Raw genomic sequence first — 19,057 nt, forward strand, 5'->3', positions numbered from 1 at the left:
AAGAATTTGCTTGGCGACCATAGCGTTTTGGACCCACCTGATTTCCATGCCGAACTCAGAAGTGAAACGAAATAGCGCCGATGGTAGTGTGGGGCTTCCCCATGTGAGAGTAGGACATCGCCAGGCTTTAAATTTAAGAAGCCCGCTCGAAAGAGCGGGCTTTTTTGCATCTATAGAGTTTTAAAATTAGCTCACTTTATACCTAAAAAGTGTTCATCTAAGGTGCGATATACTTGCTCTCTGCAACCTTCCAAAAGGCTTTAACAAGCGGATTCTCCAGCTGAGTTTTGTTGCAGCAAACACCAAGTTTAAAAGGTTTAATTGGTAAGACTTTTAAACGATTTATCTTTTCTCTTACCGGACTGTTGTTGATTACAACATCAGGTGCGATACCTACTCCACACCCCAATGCAACCATACTTACGATGGCTTCATGTCCGGAGGTTTGTGCGTAGATCTTTGGCTTTATTTTCATTTGTTTGAGCCAAGTATTGGCCCTGTCCCTTGCCGTTCCTGCTTCTGGGAGTATGAATGGAATGACCGACCAGTCTGGTTTTTCTTTTTGTAGCTCTTCAGCAAACGCACTAACCCCAACAGGTACGATGACAGAAAGTGGGATTTCACTGATCGTTTCAAATGCGATTTTATTTGGCATCTGTTCTGACTTGGCTGATATGGCAATATCGGCTTCATCTGCTAGTATTTTGTCGATCGCTTGAGCTGGATCGCCGGTTGATAGTTTGAACTCAATGAAAGGGTTCTGAATACGAAAGTCAGAGATTAGCTCCGGAAGATGGCTGTAGCTTGCAGTAACAGAACAAAAGAGACGGATTTCTCCTTTCAATTCATCCTCGGTTCCCTTCAGGTGACTCTGATACTGCTGCCATTCGCCAAGAATCTTTAAGGCTACTGGGACTAGCTTTTTACCTTGGATAGTTAAATCAACGCTACGGTTGTCGCGTAAAAACAATTGTTGGCTGGTTTCCTCCTCTAATTTTTGTATCTGTCGGCTTAAGGCTGAAGGGCTAATATGCATTGCCGCTGCGGTCTTGGCGAAACTTTTACTCTCACAGAGATGAATGAAAAGTTGCAGGCTTTTGATATTCATTAAATTTTCATTTCCATGTTGCATAAATTGCAATAACTAATTGTGAATATATCACTTTAAGCAATCTCATGTCTGTTTTAGTATGAAGTTATTCGGTAAGGCAATTACTGACCTCAATGGAAGAATCTCAAAGGAGCACCCAGATGGCTAATTATTTCAATACCCTAAACTTGCGCGAGCAGTTGGACCAATTAGGTCGTTGTCGTTTTATGGACCGCAGTGAGTTCGCTTCAGAAGCGGATTATCTGAAAGGTAAGAAAGTAGTCATTGTAGGTTGTGGTGCTCAAGGTCTTAACCAAGGTCTGAACATGCGCGACTCTGGTCTAGACGTTGCTTATGCGCTTCGCCAAGCCGCGATTGATGAGCAACGCCAGTCATTCAAAAACGCAAAAGACAACGGTTTTGAGGTAGGTAGCTACGAAACGCTAATTCCACAAGCTGATCTAGTAGTAAACCTTACTCCAGATAAGCAGCACACAAACGTTGTTGAGACGGTAATGCCGTTGATGAAAGAAGGCGCAGCACTAGGTTACTCTCACGGTTTCAACGTTGTTGAAGAAGGCATGCAAATCCGTAAAGACCTAACGGTAGTAATGGTTGCACCTAAATGTCCAGGTACGGAAGTTCGTGAAGAATACAAGCGCGGTTTCGGTGTACCGACTCTTATCGCTGTTCACCCAGAGAACGACCCAAAAGGTGAAGGTTGGGATATCGCGAAAGCTTGGGCAGCAGCAACCGGTGGTCACCGTGCTGGCTGTCTAGAGTCTTCTTTCGTTGCTGAGGTGAAATCTGACCTAATGGGTGAGCAAACTATCCTTTGTGGTATGCTACAGGCTGGCTCTATCGTGTGTTACGAGAAGATGATTGCTGATGGTATCGATCCTGGCTACGCTGGTAAGCTTCTTCAATACGGTTGGGAAACCATCACTGAAGCACTGAAGTTTGGTGGTATCACTCACATGATGGATCGCCTAACTAACCCTGCAAAAGTGAAAGCATTTGAGCTTTCTGAAGAGCTAAAAGAACTGATGCGTCCGCTATACAACAAGCACATGGATGACATCATCACCGGTCACTTCTCTAGCACTATGATGGCTGACTGGGCAAACGACGATGCAAATCTACTAGGCTGGCGTGCAGAAACAGGTGAAACTGCTTTCGAAAACTACCCAGAAACTGACGTAGAAATCTCTGAGCAAGAGTACTTCGATAACGGTATCTTGATGGTTGCTATGGTTCGTGCGGGTGTTGAGCTAGCATTCGAAGCGATGACGGCATCTGGCATCATCGATGAGTCTGCTTACTACGAGTCTCTACACGAGCTGCCACTTATCGCAAACACTATCGCACGTAAGCGTTTATACGAGATGAACGTGGTTATCTCAGACACTGCGGAATACGGTAACTACCTGTTCGCTAACGTAGCAACGCCGCTTCTACGTGAGAAGTTTATGCCAGCCGTAAATACTGACGTAATTGGTAAAGGTTTAGGTGAAACGTCTAACCAAGTGGATAACGCGACTCTTATCGCTGTGAATGAAACAATCCGTAACCATCCTGTAGAGTACATCGGTGAAGAGCTACGTGGTTACATGACTGATATGAAGCGTATCGCGGTGGGCGGCTAAATGACTGGCCTTAAGGCTCCATTTCGGTGTCGAAGGTGCTCGTTTACTATCGTAAAGTCCGCGCCTTCTCCTAGAAATGAAACCTTAATACAGCGTAATTTACTTAGTCTCAAGTAACGCAGTAGATAAACTCCAGGCAGACTGGAGTGATAAATACAAAATAAAACACAACATCTAATCAAAAGGCTTGGTCGCCGTTGACCAAGCCTTTTTGTTTTTAGCCGATTTATCTGCGCGCCGATAAGAAAAACGCTCCTTTGTGAGGAGCGCTTTGATACTTATTTTTCAGCAAGCTTTTCTTCAAGTTGCGCCAACTTCTGTTCCATTTCTGTTAGCTTTTGACGTGTACGTAGTAAAACTTGAGTTTGAACATCAAACTCTTCGCGACTTACAACATCTAGCTTGTTTAGCTGGCCTTGGATTACTTGACGAACTTTCTGATCGACATCAGAGCCCAACTCTTTTACAGGTTGAGGCATTGAGTCGTGAATCTGTTTAGCAATTTGCTCTAATTTCTTTGGGTCAAACATAGTGGCTAAAACTCCTTTTGATTTGTCCTCATTTTAAGTAAATGATACGTGAAAGTCGCCACTTAGATGGCAAAAAAGAGAGCGGCAATAAAAAAGGCCACCGAAGTGACCTTTTTGAATGCCTTAATAGCTTATCTGTTATCCGCTAATTCACGATGAGCTGCTTTCGCTTCGTCAACTCGCGCTAACTTCTCCAAGTCTTTGTCTTCAACAAATACTGGCAGAGGTTTGTGTTTTTCAGCTAGGTAGCTGTAAATCACAGGTAGTACAAATAGTGTGAACAGTGTACCGATTGCAAGGCCAGCAACGATGACGATACCGATACTGAAACGTTGCGCGGCACCTGCACCTGTTGCGTACATCAGCGGGATAAGACCTGCGATCATCGCAGCAGTGGTCATTAGGATAGGGCGAAGACGCACTTTCGCAGCTTCCATCACCGCATCAATACGAGACCGTTTATTATGTAACTGCTCTTCTTTGGCTACTTCACAGATCAAGATACCGTGCTTGGTTATTAGGCCGACCAGCGTGATCAAACCAACCTGCGAGTAGATGTTCATCGAGGCTGTACCCCAGGCCAATGCGATCAAGGCACCACAGATTGCCAGAGGTACAGATACCATGATGACAATAGGGTCGCGGAGTGATTCAAATTGAATCGCCAGAACGAGGAAGATGATCGCAAGTGCAAGACCGAAGGTTGCATACAAGGCACTACCTTCCGTTACAAACTGACGAGATTCACCCATGTAATCGTGGTTATAGCCTGCAGGCAGCTTGGTTTGTGCAATATTCTCAAACCAGTCGATTGCGTCACCCATAGCAACACTAGGCGATGGTACTGCACCCACAGTCGCTGAGTTTAGCTGGTTGAAGTGTGGCAAAGAGCGAGGCTCAGCCACCACATCAATGGTAATCAGACTGCCTAATGGAACCGCTTTACCATCCACAGAGCGTACATAGTAGTTCTTCATCGATTCTGGGTTTAGACGCCATTTACGCTCAACTTGAGGGATCACCTCATACGAGCGGCCATTCAGGTCGATTCGGTTTACATAACCATCTGCCATCATCGTGCTGAGGGTGATGCCAATGTCTTGCATAGTCACACCGTAGGCACCCGCTTTGTCTTTATCGATCTTGATCTTCATCGTTGCTGAATCGTAGTTCAAATCCAGGTCGGAATAGACAAACATTGGGCTACTTGCAACATCGGTTAGAATATCGCTAGCGATAGTAAACAAGCTCTCGAAGCTATTTGGTGTTGTAATTACAAACTGAACAGGTAGACCTGAGCCTGCACCTGGAAGCTCTGGCATTTGGAATGCAGTGACAGACATACCAGGTACACTTGATACTAGGCCACCCACACGTTTCGTGATTTCAGATTGGCTTGCCTCTCGTTCACTCCAAGGCTTCAATGTTGCTAGGCCAAACGCTTGGTTTGAGTTTGGTACACCATTAAAGACCTGTGCGTATTCCACTTCCGGTTGATCTGAGAGTATTTGGTTTACGTCATCCATGGTATTTTGGATATAGTCCAAGTTCGCGTTTGATGGGGCGGTACCCATCAGCATGACCACACCTTTATCTTCAGATGGTGCTAGTTCGCTAGGAATAAACTTGAACAAGACCGGTAAGCTTGCAAATACAATGATTGCAAACGCAATAACAACCGGACGATGAGCCATTACCGCTTTCAACATGCCTTCGTAACGAGTGGTCATGCCATCAAGGATATGGTGAACTTTTTGCTCAAACTTGCTTGGCTTCTCGTTCGCTTTCAGCATCTTCGAACACATCATTGGTGATAGTGTCAAAGCGATGATGCCGGATACGAATACTGAACCTGCCAGTGTCAAAGCGAACTCTTTGAACAATGAACCGGTGATACCACCCATCAATGCGATTGGCGCGTACACTGCACCTAGCGTCAATGTCATCGCGATAACTGGAACCGCAATTTCACGCGTACCAATGATTGCAGCTCGGAATGGCGATTCCCCTTCTTTGATGTGACGGTCAACGTTTTCTAGTACAACGATCGCGTCATCCACCACTAGACCGATGGCAAGCACCATCGCCAGTAGCGTCATCAAGTTCCAAGAGAAACCCATTGCCTGCATCACCATTGCCACACCAATCAATGAAAGTGGGATGGTCACGATAGGAATGATTACCGCGCGGAATGAACCTAGGAACAGTGTGATAACCACAAGTACGATTACTGCTGCTTCAAGAATCGTTTTCACTACTTCATGAATCGATTCGTTGATGGCGATAGTTGAGTCGTACATTACGTTCATTTTGATGTTACTTGGTAGGTTGCGCTCGAGCTGAGGCAACAGTTCAAGTACGTCTGCTGCAATGTTGATTGGGTTAGCACTTGGCGCTGCGTTGATCGCTGCAACCACAGCTTCTTGACCGTTTGCACTTGCGCGATAAACGTCGTGACTCTTCTCTAGCGTTACTTTAGCGATATCACCTAGGCGGATGACATCCCCTTCACCAGTTTTCACGACCAATGCTTCAAGTTCAGCAACGTTTGATACCTGAGTATCTGCGCTACCGTTATAAAGCACGAACTCACCCGTCGCTTGACCGGTTGCAGATTGGTAGTTGTTGGCGTTAAGAACGCTCATCACATCGGTTGCGGTCAACTTCAAAGCGCCCATTTTGGCAGGATCTAGCCATACGCGCAGTGCGTACTTCATACCACCATACAGGTCAACTTTGGACACACCGTTTACGGTGAACAACTGCGGGTTGATTACACGCTCAAGGTAGTCAGTGATCTGGCTTGAAGATAACTCGTCACTCGTAAAGCCGATGTACAGTACCGCCGTTGTCGAACCTGTCGACATGGTTACGGTTGGGTCTTCGGCTTCTTTTGGTAGCTGTGAACGTACCGAGTTGGTTTTCGCCAGAATGTCAGACAACGCCGCATTTGGATCAGTATTCAACTTCATGTTGACAGTAATGGTCGATTTACCCAGTACCGATTGCGAAGTCATGTAATCAATATTATCGGCTTGCGCTACCGCTTGCTCCAATGGCTGAGTAATAAAGCCTTGGATCAAGTTGGCACTTGCACCGTAGTAACTGGTGGTCACGGTGACCACCGTATTCGTCATTTCAGGGTATTCACGAACCTGCATTTTGAACACCGCTTGCAAACCAAGCAATGCAATCAAAAAGCTGATCGATACCGCTAAAACTGGACGTTTTATAAAAACATCTGTAAAGCGCATGATGCCTCCAACTTAAAGCATTGGTGTTTCAGCAGGTGGGGTAGTTGCATCGCTTTCGACAATGCTTACTTTCGCATGGTTACTCAAACGGACTTGACCCGATGTCACCACTACATCACCTGGCTTCACGCCTTCTAGAATGTGTGCGATATCTTTAGAGCGTTCGCCAACTTTTACCACATGCTGCTTAACGCGTTTTTCGCCATCTTCTTCTGTTACGATGTAAACATTGTCGCCATACAGCGTAAATGTGATCGCGGTTTGAGGTAGCGTGACCTGATTTTCTAATTTAGGCAGAATGATGTTTGCACGCGCGAACATACCACTACGTAGTTTGCCGTCACTGTTAGGGATATCCGCTTGAACCTGAATCAAGCCACTTTGTACGTTTACAGCTGGTTCAATCGCAGAAATAGACCCTTTGAAAGGTTGGTCTGGATAAGCGTCAACAAAGATATCCACTTCTTGATCGATATTGATACGTGAAATATCGGTTTGTGGCACGGTGAAGCGCAAGCGCATCACGCTGGTATCTTCAAGGCGAACAATATCGGTGCCCGCCTGTAGGTACTGACCGAGGTACACGTTACGAATACCTACCACACCATCAAATGGCGCTTTGATTTCGCGTCGGTCGATGGTTGCTTTCAGGCTTTCAATATCCGCTTTTAAGGAGAAGTAGTTTGCTTCTGCTTCGTCATACGCTTCTTTAGAAATAGAGCCTTTTTTGAATAGGCCTTGGTAGCGTTTGTATTTCGCTTCTGCCGCTGGCAACTTAGCTTGCGAGCTCTTCAAATTTGCTTTTTCGACTTCAGAATCAAGCAACACTAATGGCTGACCCGATTTAACTTGAGTACCGGAATCAAACGCGATTTTATCGATAACACCGCTCGTTTCGTTCGCTACCGTCACGCCTTGGTTTGGCTCGATAAAACCAATTGCCTCGATGACTGGTACCCAATCCACCGCTTGCACTTCTGTCACGGTTACTGGGAACTCAGGTTCAGGACGGTTTGCCATGTATTCAGCGATCTTTTGTTGCTTAAATAAATTGAAACCTATCACGCTGCCGAACAAGAGAACGGCGATAAGTAACATAAAGAAAGTCCACTTTTTCATTCTATTAAGAACTCCAAGTTAGTGTTTAATAATTGCATCCCAACTGGCTTCAATAGCGGCCTCTAATGCCGTCTTATCCAGTTGATAAAATCCCAAAGCGTGTTTCCGAGCAAGTGCAACACTTGCCTCAAAACTTAATCCAGAAAGTACTTCGTTATCGAGAAGCTTGAATACTCCCTCATCTTTACCCTGATTAAAAAGAAGATCTACTTGGGCAAACATTTGTCTCTCAAGTTCCCGAGCTTTGCTACTATTTGAACAGGGTAAAGACTCATATTGGACTCGGTTGCTGATCGCACTTAAGTTCGAGCTCGCTAAATTCCAAATATTGAGCCACATGGTTCGATAACGCTGTTTTAAAGGCATCTCTTCACTAACACCTAGTTGCACCGCAGTAGCAACACGCTTAGCAACGTTAAGGCGTAGTTCCTCTAAAAGATGTTCTTTATCTGAGAAATAACGGTAAATCGTCCCTGCTGCGACACCTGCCTCATTGGCGAGCTTTTGCATGGAAAGCCCTTGAAAACCAGATTCAGCAATGAGTTGTTCAGCAGCGACTAAGATTTGTTCTCGTTTATCTACAGCAGGGTTATCCTTCATAATGTCACCCTTTAGTGAATGAACGTTCATTCATTATAGCTTAAATACCCGCCATTTATGCAACAGAATATTGCACTTAATTGGTGTGAAAATTACAAGAAATCAGCATAGCTTTCACGAGGCCACCCCTTTATCATAGGCGCCACATTCATCACCCGCAGAGAATTTCTATGAAGCTGAACCCTAGTCAAGATGAAGCCGTGAAATACGTGTCTGGTCCATGCCTAGTGCTAGCTGGTGCTGGCTCGGGCAAAACTCGTGTTATTACCAATAAAATCGCTTATCTGGTTCAGCAATGTGGTTACAAAGCGCGTAACATTGCGGCGGTGACGTTTACCAACAAAGCAGCACGTGAAATGAAGGAGCGTGTAGGTCAAACGTTAGGGAAAGGTGAGTCTAAAGGTTTGATGGTATCAACATTCCACACTTTAGGATTGAACATCATCAAGCGTGAGTACAAGCATTTAGGGTTGAAAGCGGGCTTCTCACTGTTTGATGACCAAGACCAGCTAGCGCTACTCAAAGAACTTACCGAAAAGCAGCTTGATGGTGATAAAGATCTGCTACGTCAGCTTCTGAGTTGTATTTCCAACTGGAAAAACGACATGTTGACGCCAGAGCAAGCCAAAGCGCGTGCGCAAGGTGAACAGCAACAATTGTTTGCGTTCTGTTTTGATATGTACCAAAAGCAAATGAAAGCCTATAACGCGCTCGATTTTGATGACCTAATTTTGATGCCCGTTTTACTCTTACGTAATCATGAAGACGTTCGTCAGCGTTGGCAGAATCGTATCCGTTACCTACTGGTTGACGAGTATCAAGATACCAACACTAGTCAGTATGAGCTGGTCAAATTAATCGTCGGAGAACGTGGGCGATTGACGGTTGTAGGGGATGACGATCAGTCTATTTATTCATGGCGTGGTGCGAAACCTCAGAACCTCGTGTTGCTGGGTGAAGATTATCCGAATTTGCGTTTGATTAAGCTAGAGCAAAACTACCGTTCAACGAGTCGAATCCTGCGAGCGGCCAACATTTTGATAGCTAACAACCCTCACGTCTATGAGAAGTCCTTGTTCTCTGAAATTCCTGACGGTGAAAAACTCAAAGTGTTGTTGGCTAAAAATGAAGAGCACGAAGCAGAGCGCGTAACGGGTGAACTAATTGCGCATAAGTTCCTAAACCGTACCGAATATAAAGATTATGCGATTCTATATCGTGGTAACCACCAATCACGTTTGATTGAAAAGTCTCTGATGCAAAACCGTGTACCGTATAAAATTTCTGGCGGCACCTCGTTTTTTGCGCGCGCAGAGATTAAAGACATCATGGCGTATTTGCGCGTTTTGGTTAATCCGGATGACGACAATGCATTTTTGCGCATTGTGAACACTCCGCGACGTGAAATTGGCCCAGTAACGTTAGAGAAATTAGGCAGTTATGCCAATATGCGAGGGAAGAGCCTGTTTGAATCGAGCTTTGAAATGGGGCTCGAACAGCACCTAACGGGACGTGGCCTAGAAAACTTGCGTCGTTTCACCCAATGGCTAGTGGCGATTGCTGATCAAGCTGAGCGTGGTGATACCGTCGAAGCGGTTCGTTCGCTAGTTCGTGATATCCATTATGAAGATTGGCTATACGAAACTTCAGCAAGTCCGAAAGCCGCTGAAATGAGAATGAAGAACGTTTCTGACCTTTATTCATGGATAGTGGCGGACCTAGAGGGTGACAACTACGATCAAGAAGAGAAAACGTTAAAAGAAGTCGTTCAACGTTTGACCTTGCGTGACATGATGGAGCGCGGTGAAGAAGATGAAGACAGTGATGCAGTACAACTGATGACCTTGCACGCATCAAAAGGCCTTGAGTTCCCATATGTATACTTAATTGGGTCCGAAGAAGGTATTTTACCGCACCAAACCAGTATTGATGAAGATAACGTGGAAGAAGAGCGTCGCCTGATGTACGTTGGTATTACTCGCGCGCAACGTGAACTGACTTTCACTATGTGCAAAGAGCGTCGGCAGTTCGGCGAGTTGATCAAACCGACTCAAAGCCGCTTTTTGGATGAGTTGCCATTTGATGACGTTGAATGGGAAGTAAACAAAAAGCCAGTATCAGCAGAAGAGCGTATGGCGAAAGGTCAAGCACACATTGCCAATATTCGAGCAATGTTTAAGAAGTAAAGTAACCCTGTTCTCACTGACTAAAAACAAAAAGGCTTGCCAACTGGCAAGCCTTTTTCGTTGATGTCTTTACTTATAGACCTTCAATCATGTGGTCAATTGCTGCGATGATTTCATCGTCAGAACAGTCCATACAGGTTCCTTTGGCTGGCATCGCATTGAAGCCTTCTAATGCGTGCTTCACTAACGTATCTTTGCCTTGTGCAATACGTGGTGCCCAATCATCGGCATTACCTGTTTTAGGTGCGCCGTTTACACCAGATGCGTGACAAGCAATACAAAAAGTACCATAAACTGTGGCGCCATCACGTGGACCGGTTGGCTCTTCTTTCACTGGCTCAGAACCCGCTAGATAAACATCACCGACAGGTTGGATGCGTTCTGCGATCGCATCGTATTCAGTTTGGCTGATGTCAGAAGCTAAAGCTGCCGTAGAAAACGTTAAGGCAGCGAACAAAACGCTAATCATTTGTCGAGACATATCCATTAAACCCACTTCACATTCCCGAGGTAAGTGACTTACCTATTTATATAGTTAGAGTATTAATGCCGAGCAGAGAAATCATTAAATTCCACTGAATGGCATAGAATGATTAGACAACTTGGTTGCAGCTGTTAAATCAATGTAAATAATGGGTGATTATATCCCGATAACTTGTTGCAATAAACAACAAGTTATCCATGACAGGGCGTGAATCACATCAAAAATCCACTTTAACGGAAGATAACTGTCGAAAAAGAGACCAAACGATAAAAAAAGTAAAAAAAGTACTAGACGGCATAGTGTGATATCCGTATTATTCCACTCCGCCGATAGGGCATGCGCCCGTAGCTCAGTTGGATAGAGCGTTGGCCTCCGGAGCCAAAGGTCGAAGGTTCGAATCCTTTCGGGCGTACCATTGCCTCGGAGGATACATCGGTAAAAATCAGTGGTGGCTATAGCTCAGTTGGTAGAGCCCCGGATTGTGATTCCGGTTGTCGCGAGTTCAAGTCTCGTTAGCCACCCCATTCTTTCTTTTTTAGATTGAATGCGGTAGCATTGCTCCCAATCTTGATTCAATCAAGATAAAACATCGTCGGTGAATAGCGCAGCTTGGTAGCGCATCTGGTTTGGGACCAGAGGGTCGGGGGTTCGAATCCCTCTTCACCGACCACTATTTAGTTTATGGCTATATAGAGCGGTAAACAGAAAAAATTGATGGTGGCTATAGCTCAGTTGGTAGAGCCCTGGATTGTGATTCCGGTGGTCGCGAGTTCGAATCTCGTTAGCCACCCCATTAATTAAGGTGACTTCTTAGTTGAAGTGTCCTGTCTGATTTGAGAAAATCAGCAAATACAGTTCGGTGAATAGCGCAGCTTGGTAGCGCATCTGGTTTGGGACCAGAGGGTCGGGGGTTCGAATCCCTCTTCACCGACCACTATTAGAAAGCCTGCTTTTTAGCAGGCTTTCGTCGTTTTAGAGTTTATGATCTCGCTTGGACTGTATTAGTCGGTAATGTATCAATGGATTTGAACCCAAGTGGGGTTCGCCTGAAGTTAGAATTCGACTCTTCACCGACCACTATTTGAAGCCTCAGTCGAAAGACTGGGGCTTTTTTACATCTCTCCTGAAAAGAATCGGCATTCCATTTCAATTTTCCCCAAAAGTGTACAGCTCTAGGGGCTTTTGACCACCTATGATCTAAATGCTTTTCGAGCAGACAAAATAAACCCCAGAGCAGTGTCTAGGGGTTTGTAGTTTTCTAATCCGCTGATTTTATTGGGCGAGTGTTTTAAGGATTTCTTTCAGTTCTACCGTTTCTTGGATTTCAAAACTTGGCGTTATATCTGTTGAGTTACTTGCGCCTGTCGCATTCACCCACACACTCAAAATGCCCATATTGTTAGCGCCAGCAATGTCAGCAGGTAAAGAGTCGCCCACGTGTAGAGCCTCTTCTGGTTTTACTTCGACCAAGTCGAGCGCTTTTTGGAAAATACTTGTAGCAGGTTTCTCTTCTGGCTCTTCTCCTCCCACAATAATATGGTCCACCCAGTTGCTCATTTGTGTCGCGTTTAATTTAGGGTGTTGAGAAAAAATCGGGCCGTTAGTGATCACGACGAGTTTGTAATGTTGACGAAGGTCGCTGAGCATTTCTTTTACACCAGGGAAGAAAGTGAACGCGCCCATACGTGCAGAGTCAAAGTAGTCTTGAGCTTGTTGAGCCTCTTTTGCAGTGATGCTGACGCCTTGCTCCGCCAAGATGTTTTGGATCAGGCCACAACGGAAGGCATTTTCATCGGGTAGCAGAGCCACAAGGTGAGGGAACTCAGCATTCAGCTTTTTGTATACACCCTGCAAGTAGCGCTGCAAAAACGCTTTTGGTTCGGTAACTTGTGGGTAGGTCTTATGAATCCAAGTTGTAAACGCTTGTCCTGCAACTTTATCGGCTTGTGACGTTGCACATAAAGTCTCGTCCATATCAAAAAAAATCGCTTTAAGCACAGGGGCTCCTTTTATTTACGGCTTGGCTTTGACACTGTTCATCTATTATCCCACTCTCAATTGTGTCGTAAAGGGTTAAAATCGGCGAGTTTTCTTATGACGTACGAATGAGGATAGCGGTACTTTCCTTTGCTTAGTCAATAAACCGCTTAAGTGGCGCATAATCTGCGTTGGAGCAGGATTTGTGTGGTTTTGCTGTTTTGTTCACGTTTTGACCTATCCTTTCTCTTCCTAAGTTTGGCTTTTTGTATTTGCCGACTATTTTATTAATAGTTTTTTATGTTGAAAAAACACTTTTTGCATATGATATTGTTTGTTAAATGTTAATAAATACACATGAATAATATGGTTAATGATCTTGTTTAGCTCATGTTTACTTTTAGAGCATTTTTCTAGTTTTATTGGTGCATGACGCACAAAAATAGTGTGATATGAAAATGGTTAAATACTTGTTAATGAATTTTTATTCGCTAATTGTGCGTTTATTTAATGTTTTTTCGGCGGAATATACTTTAATTGTTGCTTTTTTGTGTGATTTTTGCCAAATTATTTCCGCATTAAGATTTCAGAGTATTATTCTGAATTTGAACGGATTCATTCAGGTGATGAATGGTGCCTTTGGCATGATTCGATACCACAGACAAGGCAGTAGAGGTCTGAAATGTCACTATTAGAAGTGAAAAACCTTCGTATTGAATACCCATCCCGACACGGCGTTCACGCTGCCGTGAAGTCACTTTCTTTTCATATTGAACGTGGTGAAATCGTGGGTGTTGTTGGCGAATCAGGTGCGGGTAAATCCACCGTTGGTAACGCCGTTATTGATTTGCTTAGCCCTCCAGGTCGCGTTGCTAGCGGCGATGTTTTCTTGGATGGAGAAAAAATTTCTGGCCTATCACCAGAAGCGATGCGTAAGGTTCGCGGCTCGAAAATAGGTTTTATTTTCCAAGATCCGATGACCTCGCTCAATCCACTTTTTACTGTTGAGCAACAGCTGAAAGAGACGATCCACGCCAACATGAAGGTCTCTGATGAAGAGGCGTATCAGCGCGCGCTTTCTCTTATGCAGCAGGTTGGTATTCCTCAACCAGAAAACCGCTTAAAGCAGTACCCGCACCAATTCTCTGGTGGTATGCGTCAGCGTGTTGTCATTGCCATTGCTTTGGCTGGTGAGCCTGATCTCATCATTGCGGACGAACCAACTACGGCGTTAGACGTTTCTATCCAAGACCAAATCCTCAACTTGATCCGCGAGCTGTGTATCAAGAACAATGTCGGCTGTATGTTGGTTACTCACGATATGGGTGTCGTCTCCAACGTCACCGATCGCGTGGCGGTAATGTATCGTGGTGACTTGGTGGAGTTTGGACCAACAGCCAAAGTATTGGGCGATCCTGATCACTCTTATACTCGCAGTCTAATTTCAGCGGTACCACGTTCAGACAGAAAGCTAGATCGTTTCCCGTTAGTAAGCTATATCGAAGAAGCGGCGGAAATGGAGCCACTCGATATCAAGAACCACTGGTTAGGACAAAGCCAAGATGAGCGTGAGTACACTGGCCCGCTTTTGGACGTGAAGAACGTCAATCTTCGCTTTGTGACCAAAGACTCTTTGTTCGAGAGCCGCCGAGAATACGTGCAAGCATCTAATAATGTGAGCTTTGAAGTGCACGAAGGCGAAACCTTTGGTTTGGTGGGCGAGTCTGGTTCAGGTAAATCGACCATTGCACGTGTGATTGCTGGTTTATACCAACCTAACTCTGGTCAGGTGAAATTCGAGGGCATTGACCTGACCGCTTTAACCTCTGAGAAAGAGCGCCGCCCGATGCGTCGTCAAATGCAGATGGTGTTCCAAAACCCATATACTTCAATGAACCCTCGTATGAAGGTATTCGATATTATTGCTGAGCCAATCCGTTTCCATAAATTGACGAAAAACGAGTCGGAAACTCGCCAAATCGTGAATGACCTATTGGATCATGTTGGTTTGGGTCGAATGGCTGGGCTTAAGTACCCTCATGAATTCTCCGGTGGTCAGCGTCAGCGTATTTCTATTGCGCGTGCGTTGGCGACTCGTCCTCGACTTTTGATTTGTGATGAACCGACCTCAGCACTGGACGTATCGGTACAGGCACAAATTCTAAACTTGCTGAAAGATCTGCAAAGTGAGCTGAACTTGACTATGTTGTTTATCAGCCACGATTTACCTGTTATTCGTCAGATGTGTGACCGAGTAGGTGTGATGCAAATGGGTACACTTTTAGAAGTGGCCCCAACAGAACAGTTATTCACGGCACCTCAACACGAATACAGCAAAAAATTGATTTCTCTGATGCCGGAGTTTACTGGCTTGCGAGAAGAGATCGAAACGGCATAAACCAAGCAATTCGCTTGGCTAACCTTTAGTCATAACAAAGACGCAAACACAACAACAAGGGATCCGTATCCCCGCATGAAGGAGTTATGCAAATGAAAACCATGAAAAGCAAATTAGCAGTGGCGCTAATGGCTGCGGGCCTAAGCTTTAACGCAATGGCAGCAGATATCAAAGTTGGCTATGCAGCTGACCCAGTATCGCTTGACCCACATGAGCAGCTATCAGGTGGCACACTGCAAATGTCACACATGGTATTTGATCCGTTGGTTCGCTTTACTCAAAAAATGGATTTCGAGCCTCGCCTAGCAGAAAGCTGGGAACGTATTAACGATACGACTGTTCGTTTCAAACTGCGTGAAGGTGTGAAATTCCATTCTGGCAATACTCTAACGGCTGACGACGTCGTGTGGACGTTCCAGCGTTTACAAAGCTCTCCTGACTTTAAAAACATCTTCGACCCGTACGAAAAAATCGTCAAAGTTGACGACAACACGTTCGATCTTGTAACTAAAGGTCCTTACCCACTAGTGCTGCAAACCGCAACGTACATTTTCCCAATGGACAGCAAGTTCTACACGGGCAAAACTGCGGACGGCAAAGACAAGTCTGAGCTAGTGAAGCACGGTAACTCATTTGCATCGACTAACGTATCTGGCACGGGTCCATTCATTGTGACTTCACGTGAACAGGGCGTAAAAGTGGAATTTGAACGCTTTAAAGATTACTGGGACAAAGAGTCGAAAGGTAACGTTGATAAGCTAACGCTTGTGCCAATTAAAGAAGACGCAACTCGTGTAGCAGCGCTGCTTTCTGGCGGTGTTGACATGATTCACCCTGTAGCGCCAAACGACCACAAACGCGTTGAAGATGCTGACGGCATCGACCTAGTTACGCTACCTGGTACTCGTATCATCACGTTCCAACTAAACCAAAACAGCAACGAAGCATTGAAAGACGTTCGCGTTCGCCAAGCGATTGTTCACGCAATCAATAACGAAGGTATCGTGAAGAAAATCATGAAAGGCTTCGCAACGGCTGCTGGTCAGCAAAGCCCGGCAGGTTACGTGGGTCACGATGACAAACTGGTTCCTCGCTACGACTTGAAGAAAGCGAAAGAACTGATGAAAGAAGCGGGTTACGAAAATGGCCTGACGCTAACGATGATCGCACCAAACAACCGTTACGTGAATGATGCGAAAGTAGCACAAGCGGCAGCGGCAATGTTGTCTAAGATCGGTATCAAGGTTGATCTGAAGACCATGCCAAAAGCGCAATACTGGCCAGAGTTCGACAAGTGTGCGGCAGACATGCTGATGATCGGTTGGCACTCAGATACAGAAGACTCAGCGAACTTCAACGAGTTCCTAACGATGACTCGTAACGAAGAAACCGGTCGTGGTCAGTACAACTGTGGTTACTACTCAAACCCAGAAATGGACAAAGTGGTTGAAGCTGCGAACGTAGAAACGGATCCTGCGAAACGTGCAGAAATGCTGAAAGGTGTAGAAGCAACACTATACAACGACGCAGCATTCGTACCGCTACACTGGCAAAGTGAAGCGTGGGGTGCGAAGTCTAACGTGAAAGCGGCAGACATCGTTAACCCAATGGTAATGCCTTACTTCGGTGACCTAGTGGTTGAATAATCACGGTTAGTCGACTTTGAGGAGGGATGGATTTCCCTCCTCAACTTAAAGCACTCGACTCAGTTTTGTTTCAGTCGGATTGAGTGGGTTATTTAGACTGAATTTTCTCTCTAATTTAGAGATCTATGGATAGTTAAGGGGCAAGGAATGTTTTCGTTTCTGGTCAAGCGCCTGTTTCAGGCACTGATAGTGATGTTTGTGATCAGTTTGGTGGCGTTTGCCATTCAGGACAACCTGGGTGATCCGCTGCGTGAGCTTGTAGGTCAGTCGGTTTCGGAATCGGAGCGTCAAGCGCTACGCGACGACTTGGGCCTGAACGATCCCTTTATCACAAAGTACACGCGCTTTGTGGGTAATGCACTGCAAGGTGATTTGGGTACCTCATATTTTTTCAAGCGACCTGCGGTTGAGGTGATCCTCGATAAGCTGGTGGCAACATTAGAGCTCGTGTTTGGCGCGACGCTCATCATTATCGTTTTCTCTATACCACTCGGGGTGTATTCCGCGATTCACCCGAAGAGTGTCTTTACCAAATTTGTTATGGCGATGAGTAGTGTCGGCATCTCGATTCCGGTGTTCCTAACCGCAATCATGCTGATGTACGTCTTCTCCATCGAACTCGGCTGGCTGCCTTCCTATGGGCGAGGTGAAACCGCTAACGTACTCGGTTGGGAATCTGGCTTCTTTACCATTGATGGTATCAAGCACCTCATCCTACCTTGTATTGCGCTAGCGTCTATCATGCTGCCGTTGTTCATCCGTTTGGTACGTTCAGAAATGCTGGAAGTACTGAGTTCGGAATACATTAAGTTCGCCAAAGCAAAAGGTTTGAACTTACAAAAGATTTATTACCAACATGCACTTAAGAACACCATGCTACCAGTATTGACGGTAGGTGGCGTGCAGATTGGTACCATGGTGGCCTACACCATTCTTACTGAAACCGTGTTCCAATGGCCGGGCACTGGCTTCCTTTTCCTAGAGGCAATCAACCGTGTAGATACACCGCTGATCACTGCCTACGTTATCTTTGTTGGTCTGATCTTCGTGGTAACCAATACCATCGTTGACTTGCTGTACGGCATCATCAACCCAACTGTGAACCTAACTGGAAAAGGAGCTTAATCATGAGCCAATCAAATTTAACACCAGCTCCTGCTCCATCAGCGTGGCAGCGTTTCAAAGAGTCAGATTTTCTGTATTACTTCAAACGCGACAAAGTGGCGATGGCGAGTTTTACCGTCTTTATGATGTTCTTAGTATTGGCATTGGCTGCACCGATTCTTGCGCCAACAGACCCGTACGATCTGACGTCTATCGACATCATGGATTCAGAGCTACCACCGTCTTGGATGGAAGAGGGCGATGAGCGTTTTGTTCTTGGTACTGATGAGCAAGGCCGCGATATTTTATCGACCATTCTTTACGGCTCTCGTTTGTCTTTGACGATCGGCTTTTTAGCCGTCGGTCTTCAGTTGATTCTGGGTATCATCATTGGTTTGTCGGCGGGTTACTTCGGTGGTCGTATCGATAGCTTCTTGATGCGCTTTGCGGATGTTCAACTATCGTTCTCAACCATGATGGTGGCGATCATCGTATCGGCCATTTTCAAAGCCAGCTTTGGCAGCGATTTTTACAGCCAATACGCGGTGGTGATGCTGGTGGTGATCATCGGTGTGGCTGAATGGCCGCAATACGCACGGACTATTCGTGCCTCGGTATTGGCAGAGAAGAAGAAAGAATACGTCGAAGCGGCGCGTGTGATGGGCTTTAAAGCTCCGCGAATCATGTTCCGTCACATTCTGCCAAACTGTCTATCGCCAATCTTGGTTATCTCGACGGTACAGGTAGCGAACGCGATCATGTCGGAAGCGGCGCTGTCATTCCTAGGTTTGGGTCTGCCAGTCGATCAGCCGTCACTGGGTGCGCTAATCAGCATCGGCTTTAACTACATCTTCTCTGGTGCATGGTGGATTACTGCTTTCCCTGGCATCGTGCTAGTAACATTGGTTTTGGTTATCAACCTGTTGGGCGACTGGCTACGTGATGTATTCAACCCGAAACTGTACAAAGGATAAGAATTTTCCCACCAAGCGTTGTAAATTCACTTAATTCCTTCCTAAACTG

General features: G+C 45.5%; 13 protein-coding genes, 5 tRNA genes and 1 rRNA gene. 12 read left to right on the forward strand and 7 right to left on the reverse strand.

The features are described 5' to 3' along the window. The first annotated feature begins 9 nt into the window (after window positions 1–9). Window positions 10–126, forward strand: a 5S ribosomal RNA gene (gene rrf, locus R7E29_RS22340). A gap of 91 nt (window positions 127–217) precedes the next feature. On the opposite strand, the gene ilvY is transcribed toward rrf, so the two are convergent. Then, entirely contained in the window at window positions 218–1,108 is an 891-nt protein-coding gene (gene ilvY, locus R7E29_RS22345) for an HTH-type transcriptional activator IlvY (RefSeq protein WP_005379097.1), read from the reverse strand. A 143-nt stretch (window positions 1,109–1,251) separates the two neighbouring features. Here ilvY and ilvC point away from each other — a divergent pair, with 143 nt between their 5' ends. After that, a complete protein-coding gene (gene ilvC, locus R7E29_RS22350) occupies window positions 1,252–2,736 on the forward strand; it encodes a ketol-acid reductoisomerase (RefSeq protein WP_005379098.1) in 1,485 nt (494 codons plus the stop codon). 278 nt (window positions 2,737–3,014) lie between these two features. Here ilvC and ubiK read toward each other — a convergent pair whose 3' ends face one another. From ubiK to R7E29_RS22370, 4 genes are all read right to left on the reverse strand, one after another. Further along, window positions 3,015–3,266 carry a ubiquinone biosynthesis accessory factor UbiK gene (gene ubiK / locus R7E29_RS22355; protein WP_005379099.1) on the reverse strand — a complete coding sequence of 84 codons (252 nt, stop codon included), beginning with the start codon at window positions 3,264–3,266 and terminating at the stop codon, window positions 3,015–3,017. Window positions 3,267–3,397: 131 nt separating this feature from the next. Further along, window positions 3,398–6,520, reverse strand: coding sequence for a multidrug efflux RND transporter permease subunit VmeD (vmeD, locus tag R7E29_RS22360; RefSeq protein WP_005384257.1), 3,123 nt, complete (start codon window positions 6,518–6,520; stop codon window positions 3,398–3,400). Window positions 6,521–6,532: 12 nt separating this feature from the next. Continuing rightward, window positions 6,533–7,639 (reverse strand): multidrug efflux RND transporter periplasmic adaptor subunit VmeC, encoded by a 1,107-nt coding sequence (vmeC, locus tag R7E29_RS22365; RefSeq protein WP_005379101.1) that lies wholly within the window; start codon window positions 7,637–7,639, stop codon window positions 6,533–6,535. An 18-nt stretch (window positions 7,640–7,657) separates the two neighbouring features. Next, on the reverse strand, window positions 7,658–8,239 hold the full coding sequence (locus tag R7E29_RS22370; RefSeq protein ID WP_005384254.1) for a TetR/AcrR family transcriptional regulator: 582 nt from the start codon (window positions 8,237–8,239) through the stop codon (window positions 7,658–7,660). Window positions 8,240–8,409: 170 nt separating this feature from the next. Here R7E29_RS22370 and rep point away from each other — a divergent pair, with 170 nt between their 5' ends. After that, window positions 8,410–10,425, forward strand: a complete 2,016-nt coding sequence (gene rep, locus R7E29_RS22375; RefSeq protein ID WP_005379104.1) for a DNA helicase Rep — start codon at window positions 8,410–8,412, stop codon at window positions 10,423–10,425. Window positions 10,426–10,498: 73 nt separating this feature from the next. Here the strand turns inward: rep and R7E29_RS22380 are convergent, their stop codons facing one another. After that, window positions 10,499–10,912, reverse strand: coding sequence for a c-type cytochrome (locus R7E29_RS22380; RefSeq protein ID WP_005384252.1), 414 nt, complete (start codon window positions 10,910–10,912; stop codon window positions 10,499–10,501). 335 nt (window positions 10,913–11,247) lie between these two features. Here R7E29_RS22380 and R7E29_RS22385 point away from each other — a divergent pair. The 5 genes from R7E29_RS22385 (at window position 11,248) to R7E29_RS22405 (ending at window position 11,843) form a co-directional block, all read left to right on the forward strand. After that, window positions 11,248–11,324 (forward strand) — tRNA-Arg (locus R7E29_RS22385). A 33-nt stretch (window positions 11,325–11,357) separates the two neighbouring features. Beyond that, window positions 11,358–11,433 (forward strand) — tRNA-His (locus R7E29_RS22390). Window positions 11,434–11,502: 69 nt separating this feature from the next. Beyond that, window positions 11,503–11,579, forward strand: a tRNA-Pro gene (locus tag R7E29_RS22395). A gap of 47 nt (window positions 11,580–11,626) precedes the next feature. Continuing rightward, a tRNA-His gene (locus R7E29_RS22400) sits at window positions 11,627–11,702 on the forward strand. Window positions 11,703–11,766: 64 nt separating this feature from the next. Then, a tRNA-Pro gene (locus R7E29_RS22405) sits at window positions 11,767–11,843 on the forward strand. 338 nt (window positions 11,844–12,181) lie between these two features. Here the strand turns inward: R7E29_RS22405 and R7E29_RS22410 are convergent. After that, window positions 12,182–12,907: an HAD family hydrolase gene (locus R7E29_RS22410; protein ID WP_005379107.1), complete on the reverse strand. Its 726-nt coding sequence runs from the start codon at window positions 12,905–12,907 to the stop codon at window positions 12,182–12,184. A 661-nt stretch (window positions 12,908–13,568) separates the two neighbouring features. Between R7E29_RS22410 and R7E29_RS22415 the strand changes: the two genes are divergently transcribed. The 4 genes from R7E29_RS22415 to R7E29_RS22430 all read left to right on the forward strand — a co-directional run bounded on the left by R7E29_RS22415 (window position 13,569) and on the right by R7E29_RS22430 (window position 19,008). Beyond that, window positions 13,569–15,284, forward strand: coding sequence for a dipeptide ABC transporter ATP-binding protein (locus R7E29_RS22415; RefSeq protein WP_005379108.1), 1,716 nt, complete (start codon window positions 13,569–13,571; stop codon window positions 15,282–15,284). Window positions 15,285–15,376: 92 nt separating this feature from the next. Continuing rightward, window positions 15,377–16,930: an ABC transporter substrate-binding protein gene (locus R7E29_RS22420; RefSeq protein ID WP_005379109.1), complete on the forward strand. Its 1,554-nt coding sequence runs from the start codon at window positions 15,377–15,379 to the stop codon at window positions 16,928–16,930. A 147-nt stretch (window positions 16,931–17,077) separates the two neighbouring features. Then, a complete protein-coding gene (locus R7E29_RS22425; protein WP_005379110.1) occupies window positions 17,078–18,055 on the forward strand; it encodes an ABC transporter permease in 978 nt (325 codons plus the stop codon). A gap of 2 nt (window positions 18,056–18,057) precedes the next feature. Further along, complete coding sequence (locus R7E29_RS22430) at window positions 18,058–19,008, forward strand: ABC transporter permease (RefSeq protein ID WP_054730225.1); 951 nt, start codon at window positions 18,058–18,060, stop codon at window positions 19,006–19,008. Window positions 19,009–19,057: the final 49 nt, after the last annotated feature.

Origin of the sequence: Vibrio sp. Vb1729, assembly GCF_033338655.1 — a bacterium.
GTDB lineage: Bacteria > Pseudomonadota > Gammaproteobacteria > Enterobacterales > Vibrionaceae > Vibrio > Vibrio alginolyticus.